This is a genomic window from Pseudomonas sp. GM30 (genome assembly GCF_000282275.2).
Taxonomy (GTDB): Bacteria; Pseudomonadota; Gammaproteobacteria; order Pseudomonadales; family Pseudomonadaceae; genus Aquipseudomonas.
In genome coordinates, this window is sequence record NZ_AKJP02000001.1 from 84,583 (window position 1) to 100,550 (window position 15,968).

General features: G+C 59.8%; 21 protein-coding genes. 20 read left to right on the top strand and 1 reads right to left on the bottom strand.

The features are described from left to right. Positions 1–2 precede the first annotated feature (2 nt). The 20 genes from PMI25_RS00405 to recX all read left to right on the top strand — a co-directional run bounded on the left by PMI25_RS00405 (position 3) and on the right by recX (position 14,595). Positions 3–1,046 (top strand): phage baseplate assembly protein, encoded by a 1,044-nt coding sequence (locus PMI25_RS00405; RefSeq protein ID WP_007964340.1) that lies wholly within the window; start codon positions 3–5, stop codon positions 1,044–1,046. A 159-nt stretch (positions 1,047–1,205) separates the two neighbouring features. After that, complete coding sequence (locus PMI25_RS00410; RefSeq protein WP_007964341.1) at positions 1,206–1,715, top strand: phage baseplate assembly protein V; 510 nt, start codon at positions 1,206–1,208, stop codon at positions 1,713–1,715. Further along, the gene (locus tag PMI25_RS00415) at positions 1,715–2,113 is read left to right on the top strand and encodes a phage GP46 family protein (protein WP_007964342.1); all 399 of its coding nucleotides are present in this window, start codon (positions 1,715–1,717) and stop codon (positions 2,111–2,113) included. Before PMI25_RS00410 ends, PMI25_RS00415 begins: the two co-directional genes overlap by 1 nt. Beyond that, positions 2,103–3,149: a baseplate J/gp47 family protein gene (locus PMI25_RS00420; protein ID WP_007964343.1), complete on the top strand. Its 1,047-nt coding sequence runs from the start codon at positions 2,103–2,105 to the stop codon at positions 3,147–3,149. The genes PMI25_RS00415 and PMI25_RS00420 overlap by 11 nt, the downstream gene beginning before the upstream one ends. Then, the gene (locus PMI25_RS00425; RefSeq protein WP_007964344.1) at positions 3,137–3,736 is read left to right on the top strand and encodes a YmfQ family protein; all 600 of its coding nucleotides are present in this window, start codon (positions 3,137–3,139) and stop codon (positions 3,734–3,736) included. Before PMI25_RS00420 ends, PMI25_RS00425 begins: the two co-directional genes overlap by 13 nt. A gap of 14 nt (positions 3,737–3,750) precedes the next feature. Next, positions 3,751–4,902 (top strand): hypothetical protein, encoded by a 1,152-nt coding sequence (locus PMI25_RS00430; protein ID WP_007964345.1) that lies wholly within the window; start codon positions 3,751–3,753, stop codon positions 4,900–4,902. After that, positions 4,899–5,414, top strand: a complete 516-nt coding sequence (locus PMI25_RS00435; RefSeq protein ID WP_007964347.1) for a hypothetical protein — start codon at positions 4,899–4,901, stop codon at positions 5,412–5,414. Before PMI25_RS00430 ends, PMI25_RS00435 begins: the two co-directional genes overlap by 4 nt. Positions 5,415–5,550: 136 nt before the next feature. Further along, the gene (locus tag PMI25_RS00440; RefSeq protein WP_007964350.1) at positions 5,551–6,645 is read left to right on the top strand and encodes a hypothetical protein; all 1,095 of its coding nucleotides are present in this window, start codon (positions 5,551–5,553) and stop codon (positions 6,643–6,645) included. Between the two features lie 8 nt (positions 6,646–6,653). Further along, on the top strand, positions 6,654–7,220 hold the full coding sequence (locus tag PMI25_RS00445) for a tail fiber assembly protein (RefSeq protein WP_007964351.1): 567 nt from the start codon (positions 6,654–6,656) through the stop codon (positions 7,218–7,220). A 22-nt stretch (positions 7,221–7,242) separates the two neighbouring features. Then, on the top strand, positions 7,243–8,169 hold the full coding sequence (locus PMI25_RS00450) for a glycine-rich domain-containing protein (protein ID WP_007964353.1): 927 nt from the start codon (positions 7,243–7,245) through the stop codon (positions 8,167–8,169). Continuing rightward, the gene (locus PMI25_RS00455) at positions 8,169–8,636 is read left to right on the top strand and encodes a phage tail assembly chaperone (RefSeq protein ID WP_007964355.1); all 468 of its coding nucleotides are present in this window, start codon (positions 8,169–8,171) and stop codon (positions 8,634–8,636) included. Before PMI25_RS00450 ends, PMI25_RS00455 begins: the two co-directional genes overlap by 1 nt. A gap of 36 nt (positions 8,637–8,672) precedes the next feature. Next, positions 8,673–9,410, top strand: coding sequence for a gp53-like domain-containing protein (locus PMI25_RS00460; protein ID WP_007964356.1), 738 nt, complete (start codon positions 8,673–8,675; stop codon positions 9,408–9,410). 2 nt (positions 9,411–9,412) lie between these two features. Further along, entirely contained in the window at positions 9,413–9,844 is a 432-nt protein-coding gene (locus PMI25_RS00465; RefSeq protein ID WP_007964358.1) for a phage tail assembly chaperone, read from the top strand. Positions 9,845–9,876: 32 nt separating this feature from the next. Then, entirely contained in the window at positions 9,877–11,079 is a 1,203-nt protein-coding gene (locus PMI25_RS00470; protein WP_007964360.1) for a carbohydrate binding domain-containing protein, read from the top strand. Between the two features lie 10 nt (positions 11,080–11,089). Then, the gene (locus tag PMI25_RS27775) at positions 11,090–11,308 is read left to right on the top strand and encodes a hypothetical protein (RefSeq protein WP_007964361.1); all 219 of its coding nucleotides are present in this window, start codon (positions 11,090–11,092) and stop codon (positions 11,306–11,308) included. Positions 11,309–11,341: 33 nt separating this feature from the next. Beyond that, complete coding sequence (locus PMI25_RS00475; RefSeq protein ID WP_007964362.1) at positions 11,342–11,908, top strand: glycoside hydrolase family 19 protein; 567 nt, start codon at positions 11,342–11,344, stop codon at positions 11,906–11,908. Next, on the top strand, positions 11,887–12,405 hold the full coding sequence (locus PMI25_RS00480; protein WP_007964363.1) for a lysis system i-spanin subunit Rz: 519 nt from the start codon (positions 11,887–11,889) through the stop codon (positions 12,403–12,405). Before PMI25_RS00475 ends, PMI25_RS00480 begins: the two co-directional genes overlap by 22 nt. Positions 12,406–12,473: 68 nt before the next feature. Continuing rightward, positions 12,474–12,974 (top strand): CinA family protein, encoded by a 501-nt coding sequence (locus PMI25_RS00485; protein ID WP_045121930.1) that lies wholly within the window; start codon positions 12,474–12,476, stop codon positions 12,972–12,974. Positions 12,975–13,057: 83 nt separating this feature from the next. Continuing rightward, complete coding sequence (gene recA, locus PMI25_RS00490) at positions 13,058–14,116, top strand: recombinase RecA (RefSeq protein ID WP_003222269.1); 1,059 nt, start codon at positions 13,058–13,060, stop codon at positions 14,114–14,116. Positions 14,117–14,124: 8 nt separating this feature from the next. Next, entirely contained in the window at positions 14,125–14,595 is a 471-nt protein-coding gene (gene recX, locus PMI25_RS00495) for a recombination regulator RecX (protein ID WP_007964365.1), read from the top strand. Positions 14,596–14,649: 54 nt separating this feature from the next. Here the strand turns inward: recX and PMI25_RS00500 are convergent, their stop codons facing one another. Then, positions 14,650–15,768, bottom strand: coding sequence for a TIGR00730 family Rossman fold protein (locus PMI25_RS00500; protein WP_007964366.1), 1,119 nt, complete (start codon positions 15,766–15,768; stop codon positions 14,650–14,652). Between the last annotated feature and the right edge of the window lie 200 nt (positions 15,769–15,968).

A 15,968-nucleotide genomic window follows, 5' to 3' on the forward strand; every position in this document is an offset into this window, starting at 1 on the left:
CCATGAGCGAGATGGATAACCATGTCACGCTGACCGTCAACAACATGGAATACGGCGGCTGGAAAAGCGTGGAAATCACCGCCGATCTGGAGCGCCAGTTCCGCACCTTCAAACTTGACATCACCTGGCAGTGGCCGGGGCAGACGGTGGATCAACGGATCAAGCCGGGTGACCCGTGCGAAGTGAAAATCGGCCAGGATCTGGTGCTCACCGGCTACGTGTTCAAGGCACCGATCAGTTACGACGGACGCCAGATCAGCCTGAGCATCGAGGGTAGCTCCAAGACTCAGGATCTGGTCGATTGCGCAGCCACCAACCGGCCGAACCAATGGCAGGAGCAACCGCTGCTGAGCATCGTCCAGGCGCTGGCGGCGGAATACTCGCTGTACGTGGTCAACGAAATTCCCGAGACCGCGCGGCTCGCCAAACACACCATCGTGCCGGGCGAAACGGTGTTCCAGTCGATCGATCGTCTGCTCTCGCTGTTCCGGGTGTTTTCCACTGATGACGAGCAAGGCCGTCTGGTTCTGGCCAAGCCCGGTAGTGGTGGTCGGGCCAGTGACGCGCTGGAGTTGGGCAAGAACATTCTGTCGGCGAACGCGCCGATGGATCAGAGCCAGGTGTTTTCCGAATACCGAGTGATCGGTCAGCAGAAAGGTTCGGACAAGAAGAGCGGGGCGGCCGTCAGCGAGGTTCAATCCAGCGCGGCTGATCTGAGCTTCAAGCGCCGCCGCACCACGATCATCAACGAGGGCACCGCACTGACGTTCGAGTTGGCCCAGCAACGCGCCCAATGGGAAAGCGCCACCCGCATGGGCCGGGCGCAGACCACTACCTATCAGGTGCAGGGCTGGCGTCAGTCCAATGGCGATCTGTGGCGCCACAACACGCTGGTGAAGGTCACGGATCCGGTGCTCGGCTTTGACGGCGACATGCTGATCTCCAAAGTGACGTATTCGCTTTCGTCTCAAGGCTCGGTGACCACCTTGCAAGTGGCGCCACCCCATACCTTCGATCCTGATCCAACGCCCCCGAAAAAAACCTGAGCCTGACACCCAACCCGACTGGCACCACCTGTTCCTGTGGGAGCGGGCTTGCCCGCGACAGCGGTGGTTACCGCAAACACTTCTTTGCCTGACACGCCGCCATCGCGGGCAAGCCCGCTCCCACAGGTTTTGTGTTGGCAAAGTATCGAGGATCAATCCATGAGCCTACTGACACGCCTGCTGGCGCGCGGCACTGTCGTGCTCGCCAACTCGGCATCCAAGCTGCAATCGCTGCAAATGCGCCTCACCGCTGGCGAAGTGAACGACGACCTGGAGCATTTCGAACCCTACGGTTTCACCAGCAACCCGCTGGCCGGCGCCGAAGGCATCGTCACGTTTCTTGGCGGTGACCGTTCCCACGCCATCGCCCTGGTGGTCGCCGACCGTCGCTATCGCTTGCAGTCGTTGGCCTCTGGCGAGGTGGCGATCTACACCGACGAGGGCGACAAGATTCACTTCAAGCGCGGGCGGATCATCGACATCGAAACCGCCACCCTGAACATCCGCGCCAGCAGCGCGGTGAACTTCGACACGCCGGTGATCAACCAGACCGGCAAGATCGTTTCCACCGGCGATCAGCTCGCTGGCGGCATCAGCCAGATCAAACACGTGCACGTCGGCGTGCAGGCCGGTAGCGGCCAGACCGGTGCGCCGGCAGGAGGCAAATAATGCTTGTCAGCCAGAATCTCCATGCCGCACTGACCCGCGCCGTGCTCATCAGCCTGTTCACCTGGCGCCGCGCCGCCGATGACGATGCCCTCGACGACGAGGAGCGCTTCGGCTGGTGGGGCGACAGCTTTCCCACCGTCGCCGACGACCGCATCGGTTCGCGGCTGTGGCTATTGCGCCGGGTCAAGCTGACCCGACAGACCCAGATGGACGCCGAGTTCTATGCCCGCGAAGCCCTGCAATGGCTGATCGACGACGGCCACTGCAGCGCCATCGACATCATCAGCGAACGCCTCGACGCCCAGCGCCTGAACCTGCGCACGGTCTTGACCCTGGCCGACGGCGAACGTCTGGACATCAACCCCGATAACAGTTGGCAGGTGATCTATGCCGTTTGAAACCCCTTCGCTGCCGGTGCTGATCAAGCGCACCCAAAGCGACCTGGCCGGCGATTCGCTGCGCCAGTCCGATGCGCAAGTGCTGGCCCGCACCCTCGGCGGCGCCGCTTATGGCCTGTACGGTTATCTCGACTGGATTGCCGAGCAGATCCTGCCGGACAAGGCCGACGAATCGACCCTTGAGCGCATCGCCGCCCTGCGCCTGAACCAGCCGCGCAAACCGGCGCAAGTCGCCACCGGCAGCGTCAGTTTTACCGCCACTGCCGGCGCGGTGCTCGACGTCGACACGCTGCTGCAAGCAAGCGATGGCCGTACTTACAAAGTCACCGCCGCACGCACCACCGTCAGTGGCAGCAACACCACCACGATTGCCGCGCTCGACGCTGGCAACCTGGGCAATGCCGACGCCGGTCTGGCGCTGAACCCGGTGCAGCCGATCACAGGCGTCGTCGGCAACAGTTTTGTGGTGCTCGCGCCCGGCCTCAGTGGCGGTGTGGCGCGGGAAAGCCTGGAGTCGTTGCGCTCGCGGGTGATCCGTTCCTATCGCGTGATCCCCCACGGCGGTTCCGCCAGCGACTACGAGACCTGGGCGCTGGAAGTGCCGGGTGTGACGCGGGCCTGGTGCCGTGGCGGTTTCCTTGGTCCGGGCACGGTGACGGTGTTCATCATGCGTGACGAAGACCCGCAACCGGTGCCCAACGATGAGCAACTGGCGGAGGTTCAGGAGTACATCGAACCGCTGCGTCCGGTGACGGCGGAAGTACACGTGCAGCGGCCGATTCAGGTGCCGGTGGTGTATCGCTTCAAGAGCGTGAATCCGGACACCAGCGCTGTGCGCGCCGCCGTTGAAGCGCAACTACGCGACTTGCACAACCGCGAGGCCGATCTCGGTGTGCCGCTGCTGATCAGCCATATCCGCGAAGCCATCAGCAGCGCCGGCGGTGAGTACGACCACACGCTGACCGCGCCGGCCGCTGACGTGCCTGCCGGGCAAAGCGAACTGCTGACCTTCGGAGGCTGCGTATGGGGGGCATAAGAACCGCCGCGCAATATCAGGCGCAGCTGCGCGCCTTGCTGCCGAGCGGCCCGGCGTGGGACCCGGAACGCGTCCCGGAACTCGAGGAAGTGCTGCAAGGCGTCGCCGTCGAACTGGCGCGCCTCGATGCCCGCGCCGCCGACCTGCTCAACGAGATGGACCCGGCGGGCGTCAGCGAACTGGTGCCGGACTGGGAACGGGTGATGGAACTGCCCGACCCGTGCCTGGGCGCCACGCCGCTGTTCGACGACCGCCGCCTCGCCGTACGCCGACGCTTGCTCGCGGTCGGCAGCCAGGCCGTCGGTTACTACCTCGACATCGCCAAAAGCCAGGGCTACCCCAACGCCAGCATCACCGAACACGAAGCCCCACGCATGGGCCGCTCGCGTTTCGGCGCCGCGCACTGGGGCACCTGGGAAGCGCAGTTCATGTGGACGCTCAACACCGGTGGCCGGCTGCTGCTCGGTCGGCGCTATGGCGCGAGCTACTGGGGCGAGCGCTTTGGCGTGAACCCAGGCTCGGCACTCGAGTGCCTGATCCACCGCAGTGCACCGGCGCATACCAAGGTGCACATCAATTATGACTAGGGAGGAATGACAGGATGGACTATCCGAAAAGTGTGCCCAGCGCCGGCCTGGTGAATGGCCAGTTTATCGATGAAAACCCGCTGACCGGGACGCCGGGGTCGCTGATTCCTGCGGACTGGGGCAACGGGGTTACCCAGGAAATTCTCAACGTGATCAAGGCCGGAGATCTGGCCCCGGACGAGAAGAAATACGATCAGTTGTTGCAGGCGATTCAGAACGTTTCGGCCAAGGGCTGGAATCTGGATTCGGCGTTGCCGATCGGGTCGTTGCCGACCGCGACGGTGGCGACGCCGGACGGTCGTCTGGCGATCACTCCGGCAGCGGTTGCCACCAGTGGCGGACGGATCTCGATTCCGGCCGGCGTGCTGATCAGTCTCGGCCAGGAAGTGCTGACTGGTCAGTTGGCTCGTCCGCGCACATTTACGACACAAGCCTGGAGCAGTGCCGATCTGTTGCCTAACTCTAATTACTTTCTGCGTGCGCAAGTAGTTGCCGGTGTGCTGACCTTTTACACGCAGCGCGGCATTATCTATGACGCTACGCCCGAAGGCTTGAAGGGCACGATCAATGGTGCGGCGGGAGGCGGTTTTCAGTCGACGCCGCTGGATATTTGTCTGGCATGGGTGGTGACAGCAGGCCCTGGCTCGGTGCCGATTGTCCGACCGATTTATAATCGCGGTCGCTTGTCGTGGACGCAAACAATCAGCGGTAATGGCGTGGTGTACCTGCCACTTGACCCGCATGCCCGTGCTGCGCGGCTGGTGGTGGGCAACGCGACGCCGCATCCGACGCTCGTCACAGCCGTGAATTTTGCTACACCCGGATGGCTGGGTGCCAACTACTGTTTTCTCAATCCTAAGGCTGCCGCGTCGAGCAATTGGGATGGTTGGGCCATTGCGGGTGAGACGGTACGGGTTATTACCAACAACGAGGTGAGTGACACAACCGTGTCGACACTGACCGCCAGCTTCGACCACAGCATGTTGCGTTCCCTGTGGCAGACCTATCAAGCCGAACACGCTTTTGGTGCCGATAACGGTTCAAGTGACGAATTGCTGTTCAGCATGGGCATCAAAAATCTCCTCCCAAGCGACTACGCCAACGGTGTTGCCATCAATTTTTCAGCGGCGGTGAATATCAATCTTTCCTGGGAGCTGATCCGATGATCATCATTCAAGAACTTCACCACTTCGAAGAAGGCTTGCGTCCGGCCCAGCCGTCCAGTGCCCATGATTGGGATGGAGAAAAATGGCAGCTGAATGCATCCAGAGTTGCCGAACTGGAACTTCAGGGAGCCGAACAGCTGTGTTCCAAGGTCGACGCGGCGGCCGACAGTGCTCGCACCGTTTTGGCCGGTGACCCGCTCAAAGCCATGGAGTACGCACAAGCGGCCGCCGACGCACAGGCCTATCAAGACGCCGGTTATCCGAAAAAAGAGGTGCCGCTGTCGGTTGCTGCGTGGGTAGTCAAAGGTCGTACTGCCAAACAGGCAGCCGAGCAAATCCTGAGCAAGGCCGACCAACTCACCGACCATCTGCTGACCCTGCGCACCTTGCGCCTGAAGGCCAAAAGCCAGATCCACGCGCATGCGGCCAAAGGCAATCTCGATCTGGCGCGCCGTGCTGGCGATGACGCGTTGGCGGCGATTCGTGAGCTGGTCAGCAGCCAGAATCTCTAGTCGCAACGCCTTCGTTCTGCATCACCCAAGCCCACTTCACCGTGGGCTTTTTATTTTCAGAAAACAGACCGCCGCTGGCTCGCATCAGCGATCGCCGTGACGCGGTTCATTTGTATTTCAGAGGAACGAAAAACCTATGGATTATCCAAAAAGCGTCCCCAGCGTCGGCCTTGTCAATGGCCGCTTCGTCGATGAAAACCCGGTGGCAGGCACGCCGGGTTCGTTGATTCCGGCGGTGTGGGGCAACAGCGTGACTCAGGAGATCCTGAGTGTGATTAACGGTGGCGGGCTGGTGGCTTCCGAGGCGGATACCGGTCAGTTGTACAAGGCGATTCAGTCGATCATCGGCAAAGCCAGCCCGATGCGTTCGGTCATCACCCGACTGGCCGTGTCGAAAGCCCTGACCGAGGCCGAGCTTGGCCTGGTGCTGATCGACGGCAGCCCGGGACCTGTGACCGTGCTGCTGCCTCCGGCCAACGCCGCACTCGGTGTGCGTGACGTGATTGTTCGTCGAGTGGACAACAGCGGTAATCGCATGGTCATACAGGCGTCAGGTACTGACGGGATTCGTTTTCACACCCATCTGTCGGCCAGCGGTTATCCGTTCTTCGTATTGATGGGCGGCGGTGACTGGTGGCACCTGCGCAGTGATGGGGCGGGGAGTTGGTGGCCGGTCGGGCGCTTTGACAATACGCCATTGGGGCGGCCGTTTTTCGAGACGACCCTGATGCTCAGTCCCGGTGGATACGGTGCATTGAATGGCACCGTGATGAAGCGTGCGGAATGGCCGTGGCTGTGGGATCACGCCCAGCAATCGGGAATGCTGGGGACTGAAGCCTCACGCGTAGGCTCCGAGGGGAAATGGACCACGGGTGACGGTGCGACGACCTTCCGTGGCCCCGAAGGGCGAGGGGAATTTCTGCGGGTTCTGGATGAAGGTCGTGGTGTGGATGCCGGGCGGGCGATGGGTACTTTTCAGACTGGATCGACGCATTCCTATGCGCAAGGTGCCAATGGCGCAGGCGCTGTGGGCGCGTACTGGTCAGATAGCCTGACCAACTTTGGCGCAGATACGCGTGAAGAGCCCCAATACGTTACAGGGCTGGTCAATGGCGGCCCAATCTTTCCGGTCAACACCACCTACCAGAGGGATACCGCAGCAGTTTTGCTCTACGCCTTCAAATCCCGCCCGCGCAACATCGCCTATCCCGGCCGCATCAAACTCATCTGAGGCACTTTATGTTCAATTATCTATTTGATGGCTCGGGCGCTCTGTCCGGGCCTGTCGAGTTCATTGTCACGCCGGGCATTGGCGTCCAGTTACCCGGTAATGCTGTTGAGCTGGCGTACGAATTGCCTGAACCGGAAACCGGTCGTAGCTGGGCACTGATCAACGGTGTACCGCGTGAGGTGATCGATCGCCGCGGCATGGTTTATCGCAAGGACGGCGGCGCGCAACAGATATGGACCGAGCTGGGTGAGTTGCCGGACACCCTGACCGCGCAGCCATGGCCAGGCGAGTTCCACATCTGGCGCGACAACGCCTGGGTGCTGGATGAGCAGGCTCGTTTGGCGAGCATCAGACAGCAATCTCTCGGCCAGCGCGACGCACTGCTGCGCGACGCCGTCCTGCGCATTGCCCCGCTGCAATACGCCGAAGACATCGGCGATGCCAGCCATGACGAACAGTTGCTGCTGATCGAATGGAAGCTCTACAGCGTCGAGCTGAACCGCATCGAAAAGCAGGTCGGATTCCCCGACGAAATTACTTGGCCGGTCGCGCCCGGCGCAGCCGTAGCCAACTGATTTCAGCACAGGGAGCAGTGCAATGGATTATCCAAAAAGTATTCCCGGCGTTGGCCTGGTCAACGGCGGCTTCGTCGATGAAAACCCGATCGCCGGTTCCCCGGGATCATTGATTCCGGCCGCGTGGGGCAACAGCGTCACCCAGGAAATTCTCAACGCGATCAAGGCTGCCGGGCTGACGCCTGACGAAGCCAGAACCGACCAGTTGGCAACGGCCATCGGCGCGTTGGTCGACTTCAGCAAACTGAAAAACACCCCGACCACGCTGGCCGGTTACGGCATCACCGATGCGGTGGGGCGGTTGTTGGCGGTGCGGCAGATCGAGACGGTCGGGATCACGGTTTACAAGCCTAACCCGAGGGCCAAACGGATTCGCGTGCGGTTGGTGGGGGCGGGTGGTTCGGGTGGAGGTTGTGCGCCTGTTGCCGCCAGTAATTTGCGTATTGGCGGTGGAGGTGGTTCAGGTGCCTATGCGGAAAGCCTGTATGACGTGACTCCACAAATCCTTGCCGGCGTGCCTGTTTCGTTGGGTGCGGGTGGTGCGATAGGCCCCACGATGGGGTTGGGCGGCGGCGGGGCCTCCTTCGGCTCATACATGAGCGTGGGAGGCGGGGGCGGTGCACAGATCCTCAACATTGATACGTCAACTTCTGCCTCAGGGTACGTCCAAGGCGGCCTCGGAGGCCAAGACGCGGTGGGCGGCAATCTTGCCAACGCACGTGGCAACACCGGCGGCTACGCAATGTTCAACGGCAATTGGGGAGTGCTCTCTGGTGGCGGAGCCGCAAGCCCGTTCGACGGCGGCGCCCCGTACAAGGGCGTAAACAACCCTGGCGTTGCGGGTATTCGAGGCTCAGGAGGCAGTGGCTCCTGTTCGTCGCACCCTACGAATTCTTTCGCTGGTGGTGCTGGCGGCAACGCCTTCTGTGAAATCTGGGAGTACGAATAATGGCCCGTTATGCACGAGTGGAAAACGGTGTCGCGGTCGAACTGATCGATACCGGCGACTACGCGATCACCCAACTGTTTGCCCCCGCTTTCGTCGAGTCGATGGTGCAAGTGCCAGAGGGCATGCAGATCGAAATCGGCGCGCCCGTCGGCGAACTGCGCCAGGAGATTACGCCGTTGCCTGTAACGAGCAGTCCGGTCATTACCCCCGAAATAGTCCCCGATGAGCAAGAGCCCCTGGCGGCAGCGCGCCTTTGGCGCCAATCCAGTCTGTCGGCCACTGAATGGTGGGTGACCCGGCATCGTGACGAGCAGGAACTGGGGCGGGGGACGACGCTCAAGGCCCAGCAGTATCTGGAGCTGCTTGAGTATCGACAAGCGCTGCGCGACTGGCCTGAAGCAAGTCATTTCCCGGTATTGGATTTTCGGCCGGGAGCACCCCGGTGGATGGCCGATGTTCATGACTGAAGGCTTGTTTTATGTTTTCAAACATGGAGAAGAGTGATGGATTATCCAAAAAACATACCCAGCGCCGGTCTGGTGAATGGCAAGTTTGTCGACGAAAACCCTCTTACCGGAACGCCGGGATCGTTGATTCCAGCAAGTTGGGGTAATGCTGTTACGCAAGAAATTATTGAAGTCATCAAGGGCTCAGGCGCGCTCGTCGATGAAAGTGACAATACCCAACTAAGAGTGGCAATTGACACGCTGATATCGAAGAGGCAAAGCGATAGCCTGGCGAGTCAGGAAGAAGCTGAATCCGGTTCCAGTACTGCCAAGTTGATGACACCACTGAGGGTTTTTCAATCCATCGCGAAGAAAGTGCAACAGGCGACAGAATCCTTGGCAGGAACGGCAAAAATTGCCAATCAGGCAGAGATCAACGCCGGTATCAGCGATTCATCTATCGTAACCCCTAAAAAGCTCCGGTTCGGGTTTATGGTGAGGTTAGGGGGGTCAGGATACGTCGTTTTTCCTTCGTGGATGGGAGGGGTGATTATCCAATGGATTGCCGGCAGTGCCAGTCAGGCAGGTAATAGTAACTATGGCGATATAAACGTATGGCCATTAGCTTTTCCGAACGCACTCTTTCTCGCGGTTGCTACCCACGAGGGCACTTCCTCCGGAACTTTAATGGTTTGGAACAATGCGACGATTAGTCGGCAAACGGGGCTCAATGTACGCTGCCCTGATTATCCGACAGGTTCGATTGCCGCTCGTGTTATCGGAATAGGATATTGAATATGTATTATTTTTCTCCGGCAACTTCCGGCTTTTATCATTCCGATCTACACGGAAAGAATATCCCCGCAGATGCATTTGAATTGAGCGAGGGCGAGTATTGCGCGCTGGTGTCTAATGCGCCCGCAGGGACGGTTCTTTCACTGAACTCTCAAGGGCGTCCAGAGCGGGTGATACTGGCTGGACAAACCACCGATTCAATAGAGCGGGCTTGGCGCGACAAGGCACTGGAACTTACTCAATGGCTGGTCCTTCGCGATGCCGAAGAACTGGAAATGGGCGAGGGCAACACCCTGAGCGCCGAAGAGTTCAAACAACTCCTGACTTACCGGCAGGCACTGCGCGACTGGCCCAACAATCCAGAATTCCCAGATGCTCGTTCGCGTCCGATCGAGCCCGATTGGCTGGAAGACTTGCTACGGACCAATAGCTGAGCGATTTGCTCATCGGCCGAGGATAAATAAACATGGATTACCCAAAAAGTGTCCCGGGCTCAGGCCTGGTCGACGGAAAATTCGTCGATGAAGATGCCATTGCCGGCACGCCGGGATCGCTGATCCCGGCGAGCTGGGGCAACAGCGTCACCCAGGAGATTCTCGGCGCGATTACTGCGGCCGGTTTGAAACCTGATGAAGCACAAACCGACCAGTTGGCGCAGGCCATCCGCCAATTATCGAAGCCTGATCCACTGCAGCAGTTTCCGGCACAGGTGTATCGCCGGAATGTGCTGATCAACGGCGGCTTCGATATCTGGCAGCGCGGAACGACCAACCAAGGCCCCAATATTGGTGGGTATGTAGCCGATCGTTTTCGTTGCGACTGGAATGGCAATGCTGCCGTGGCCATCTCTCGCCAGGATTTTGCCCCTGGCCAGACAGACGTGACAGGTGAGCCGAGCTATTTCTTGCGCTGGCAGCAAACCACGGCTGGCGTTGGCGCTACCGAGCACAAGATTTCCCAGGGCGTTGAATCGGTCAGGACTCTGGCTGGAAAAACCGCCACCGTGACATTTTGGGCGCGCTCCGACGCCGCGCGCCCGTTGAAGGTAACCATCGGTCAGTACTTCGGCAACGGTGGTTCGGAAGCCGTCGTCAAAGTGGTCGATGTCTTTGCATTGAGCACTGCATGGGCCAAATACAGCGCAACGTTTGAGGTGCCAGTGATCGCGGGAAAAATGCTCGGCACCAATGATTACTTGCGGTTGGCTTTTGATCTGCCACTTAACGTTTTGCAAACCGTGGATCTTGCACGGGTTCAACTCGAGGAGGGACCGGTTTCGACTCCGTTCGAATATCGTCCGGTTGGTGAAGAGCTGATGTTGTGTCAGCGCTACTTCGAGAAGTCCTTTGCCAATCGCTTGCAGATTAGTGCAAACAATGGTGTTGGAACCTGCATCGTTACGTTCACTCAGGCTGCGGCGGGGAATACCGGTCAATACGGCATGGTTATAGACATGCAGGTTCAGAAGAGAGTGCAACCCACCGTTGTCCTGTATTGCCCTGGAAATGAAAGCGGTCAGGTCTGGAACTACTCGCAGGGAGTGGCTTGCACGGGGACCACTGTGCAAAGTGTGACACAGCGAAGTTTCGCCATCGGTACCGTGACGCCTGTGAGCAGTCAGCCCGGTAACGGATTGCAGATTGAATGGACTGCGGACGCTGAAATCTAAGGGGAAGCTCATGACATATCAACTGACTGCCTGTGGTGTATTGCGCGTTGAAGATGCTGCGTTTATTCCGCAGGACACGACCAATCGTGACTGGCTTGAGTATCAGCGATGGCTGTTAACCGGTGGGCAAGTGCTGCCACTAAATGAAGCACTCGAAGAATCTGCACCAAACAGCACCCTGACAACTCTGGCAAAAAAATGGCTGGGGGGCGTTGTCCGTCAACCATGATTCAATCGGAGCATCCAGGGAGGATTACGCATTATGCAAATAACAGAAGACAACCTTAAAACCATCATGCCCAACGCCCGCTCCCAAGCGGGCGTTTTTGTTTCTGCACTGAATAACGCAATGAATCGCCGCCATATCGACACGCCCAAACGTATCGCTGCGTTTCTCGCGCAAATCGGCCACGAGTCGGGGCAGTTGCAGTACGTGCGCGAACTGGGCAACAACCAGTACCTGAGCAAGTACGACACCGGCACGCTGGCGCTGCGCCTGGGCAATACGCCCGAGGCCGACGGCGACGGGCAGAAGTACCGCGGTCGCGGGCTGATCCAGATTACCGGGCGCAGCAACTATCGGCAGTGCAGCCTTGGCCTGTTCGGCGATGAGCGTTTGCTGTCTTTGCCGGAATTGCTCGAGCAGCCGCAATGGGCGGCCGAATCCGCTGCGTGGTTCTGGGAACAGAACGGTCTGAACGATCTGGCTGATCGCGACCAGTTCAACAGCATCACCCGCCGAATCAACGGTGGGTTGAATGGCTTGCAGGATCGGCTGGATATCTGGGCGCGGGCGAGGGCGGTGTTATGTCAATCTCCTGGCGCCTGATCGGCATTTTGTTGCTGGCTGCGGCAGCCGCCGCGCTGGCCTGGCAGTTTCAGGAATGGCGCTACGGGCGGCAACTGGCCGAGCAGGCCCGGCTGTACGCCGACACCCTCAATCAACTGACTTCGGCCGCCGCCACCGCGCAGCAGGCCGAGCAGGATAAACGTCTGGCGCTGGAGCAACGGCTCGCGACCAGTGAACAGACCCACTATCGAGCACTCAGTGATGCCCAACGTGATCAGGATCGCCTGCGCGATCGTCTTGCCACTGCTGATCTGCGCCTGTCAGTCCTCATCGACGCCGGCGATGCTGCCCAAGGCTGCGGGGTGCCAGCCACCGCCGGCGCCGGCGGCGTGGATCATGCAGCCGTACGCGCCCGACTTGACCCGGCGCATGCTCAACGAATTATCGCCATCACCGACACCGGCGACCGCGGACTGATTGCCCTGCAGGCCTGTCAGGCCTATGTCAGAGCGCTGGCGCCCGAACATTTTGAATGAGTCTGTGTATTGAAAGCGCAACCGGGTCGTGTACGGTGGTAGTCATTCCACCCGATCCGGAGCGCATCGTGAAAGAGATCACTCAACTGGCTGCCGAGCTTGGCCGACGTTTGCAGTTGCTCAACGCCCACGTCACCACGGCCGAGTCGTGTACCGGTGGCGGGATTGCGGAAGCGATCACCCGGATTCCGGGCAGTTCGGCGTGGTTCGAGGCCGGTTATGTGACCTACTCCAACCGGCAGAAGACCCGGCAACTGAACGTACCCGTCGAACTGTTCGGCACGGTGGGGGCGGTCAGTCGCGAAGTCGTCGAGTCGATGGTGCGGGGCGCGCAGAAGCACAGCCTGGCGCGGTTTGCCGTGGCGGTCAGCGGCGTGGCCGGGCCCGACGGCGGCACACCGAACAAACCGGTGGGCACCGTATGGCTGGCCTGGGGAGTGGGCGATGCGGTTTCCAGCGAGGTTCAGCACTTCCCCGGCAACCGCGACGAGGTGCGCCGACAAACGGTGAAGGCCGCGCTAGAGGGGCTGTTGCGACTAGCGGCACGAGAAATCGAAAATCAGGGGTAGGCGATCCGCGAACGCTGTGGAATAATACTGGCTACTTATACAGGTGTTGGCCGTCAGGCCTTATTGATTACGTGAGGACTTTAATGGACGACAACAAGAAGAAAGCCTTGGCTGCGGCCCTGGGTCAGATCGAACGTCAATTCGGCAAGGGTGCCGTAATGCGTATGGGCGATCAGGACCGTCAGGCGATCCCGGCCATTTCCACCGGCTCTCTGGGTCTGGACATCGCACTCGGCATCGGCGGTCTGCCAAAAGGCCGTATCGTTGAAATCTACGGTCCTGAATCTTCCGGTAAAACCACACTGACGCTGTCCGTGATCGCCCAGGCTCAAAAAGCCGGCGCGACCTGCGCTTTCGTCGACGCCGAACACGCCCTCGACCCTGAGTATGCTGGCAAACTCGGCGTCAACGTCGACGACCTGCTGGTGTCCCAGCCGGACACCGGCGAACAGGCACTGGAAATCACCGACATGCTGGTGCGCTCCAACGCGGTAGACGTGATCATCGTCGACTCCGTAGCCGCTCTGGTACCGAAGGCTGAAATCGAAGGCGAAATGGGTGACATGCACGTGGGCCTGCAAGCCCGTCTGATGTCCCAGGCGCTGCGTAAAATCACCGGTAACATCAAGAACGCCAACTGCCTGGTGATCTTCATCAACCAGATCCGCATGAAGATCGGCGTGATGTTCGGCAGCCCGGAAACCACCACTGGTGGTAACGCGCTGAAGTTCTACGCTTCGGTCCGTCTCGACATCCGCCGTACCGGCGCGGTGAAGGAAGGCGACGAAGTGGTCGGCAGCGAAACCCGGGTCAAGGTTGTGAAGAACAAGGTGGCTTCGCCGTTCCGTCAGGCCGAGTTCCAGATTCTTTACGGCAAGGGCATCTACCTCAACGGCGAGATGATCGACCTGGGCGTGCTGCACGGCTTCGTCGAGAAGTCCGGCGCCTGGTATGCCTACGAAGGCACCAAGATCGGTCAGGGCAAGGCCAACTCGGCCAAGTTCCTGGCAGACAACCCGGAAGTCGCTGCCAAGCTCGAGAAGCAACTGCGTGACAAACTGCTGTCGCCAGCAGTGATCGCGGACTCCAAGGCCTCTGCGGTCAAAGAGACCGAAGACGACCTGGCTGACGCTGATATCTGATAACAGCGATGACCACCGCCGTACTCGATACCCTCGTCGCGGTGCGGCGAACCGCCATGGACCTGCTCGCTCGACGCGAGCACGGTCGAGTCGAGCTGACGCGTAAACTGCGTCAGCGCGGCGCCGAGGCGCAGATGATCGAAACAGCCCTCGACCGGTTGACGGAAGAGGGGCTGCTTTCCGAAGCCCGTTACCTTGAAAGCTTTGTTTCCTACCGTGCCCGTTCCGGTTACGGCCCTTTGCGTATTCGTGAAGAGTTGGGCCAGCGTGGTTTGCAACGCGCCGATGTCGAACTCGCTCTGCGTGAAAGCGGTATCGACTGGCAGGAGCAGCTTCGGGATACCTGGCGGCGCAAGTTCTCCGGGCATTTGCCGATTGATGCCAAGGAACGCGCCAAACAAGGCCGCTTCCTAGCCTATCGGGGCTTTTCGATGGAGATGATCAACCGCTTGTTCAGCGGCAGAGGGATGGACGATTAAGTCGGTTGAACAAAAACGGCCCGCTATGAAAATAGCGGGCCTTTTTTTTTGCCTTCAGATTACCTTTGATGGCTCACGGGCACGTTGAGTGGTCTGCGGTTTGCTGTGAGCCCAGTTTTCCGGGAGGTTGATGTAATCCACCAGTTCCCTGAGTCGGCCATGGTTCCGGGCATTGAACGCGAAGGCCAGCCGCACCAGATGGCTGTACTGCGCTTCGTCGTGTTCCTCGCCGCTGTAGGCGTGTTGATGGAACTGGTCGCTCAGGCACAGATCGGCAAAGGCTTGTTGCATATGTTCCAGTGCCTGCTCGCTGAGCTTGTGATGCATACGAATCACGAACTGACGCTTGAGCCAGCGGCTGGAGTGGAAGTTGCTGTAGAACTGGTTGATCTGCTGCACCGCCTCGTCGACGCTGTAGACCAGTCGCATCAGTTGCAGGTCGGTGGGCAGGATGTAGTGGTTTTCTTCGAGCTGCTGACGAATGAAATCCAGGGCGCCTTGCCAGAATGTACCCCCCGGCACGTCCAGCAACACCACGGGCACCAACGGACTTTTACCGGTCTGGATCAGTGTCAGCACTTCCAGTGCTTCGTCCAGGGTGCCGAACCCGCCAGGGCACAGCACCAGCGCATCGGCTTCCTTGACGAAGAACAGTTTGCGGGTAAAGAAGAAATGGAACGGCAGCAGGTTGCCAGTGCCATTCACGGTCGGGTTTGCATGTTGTTCGAAGGGCAGCGTGATGTTGAACCCGAGACTGTGATCGCGCCCGGCGCCCTCGTGCGCGGCAGCCATGATCCCGCCACCCGCACCGGTGATGACCATCATGTCTGATCGGGTCAGGGCCGCGCCGAGTTCACGGGCCATTGCATACAGGGGGTGCTCGACCGGCGTGCGCGCCGAGCCGAATACCGTGACTTTGCGTCGTCCCTTGAATTGTTCCAGCACCCGGAACGCCTGCTCCAGTTCGCGCAGGGCTTGCAGGGTGATCTTGGCGTTCCAGCGGTTGTGATCTTCCTGGGCCATGCGCAGCACAGTCAGGATCATGTCGCGGTAAATCGGCAGGTTCGGGCTGTCGGGAGAAACCTGAGTGAGTTGTTCTTCGACCTTGCTGATGAGGTCGGGGAGTTGTTCCTGAAAATGCCGGCTAAGCAGGTCATTCGGTTGGTAAGGCATTCAACGTCTCCTTCTGCACAGAGCGGTGGCTCTGACGTGCGGCGTCAGTGCCGCGCTGCAAAAACACACACGATCGGCAGTTCCTTTGCTGCCGTGAACAGATAATCGGGAATACTTTGAATCTAGACCCTTGCACGCAATTGCGCTGACTTCATCATTGCCATGCAGACTCGCTCCAGGCAACCGCTCATTGTTCTTTG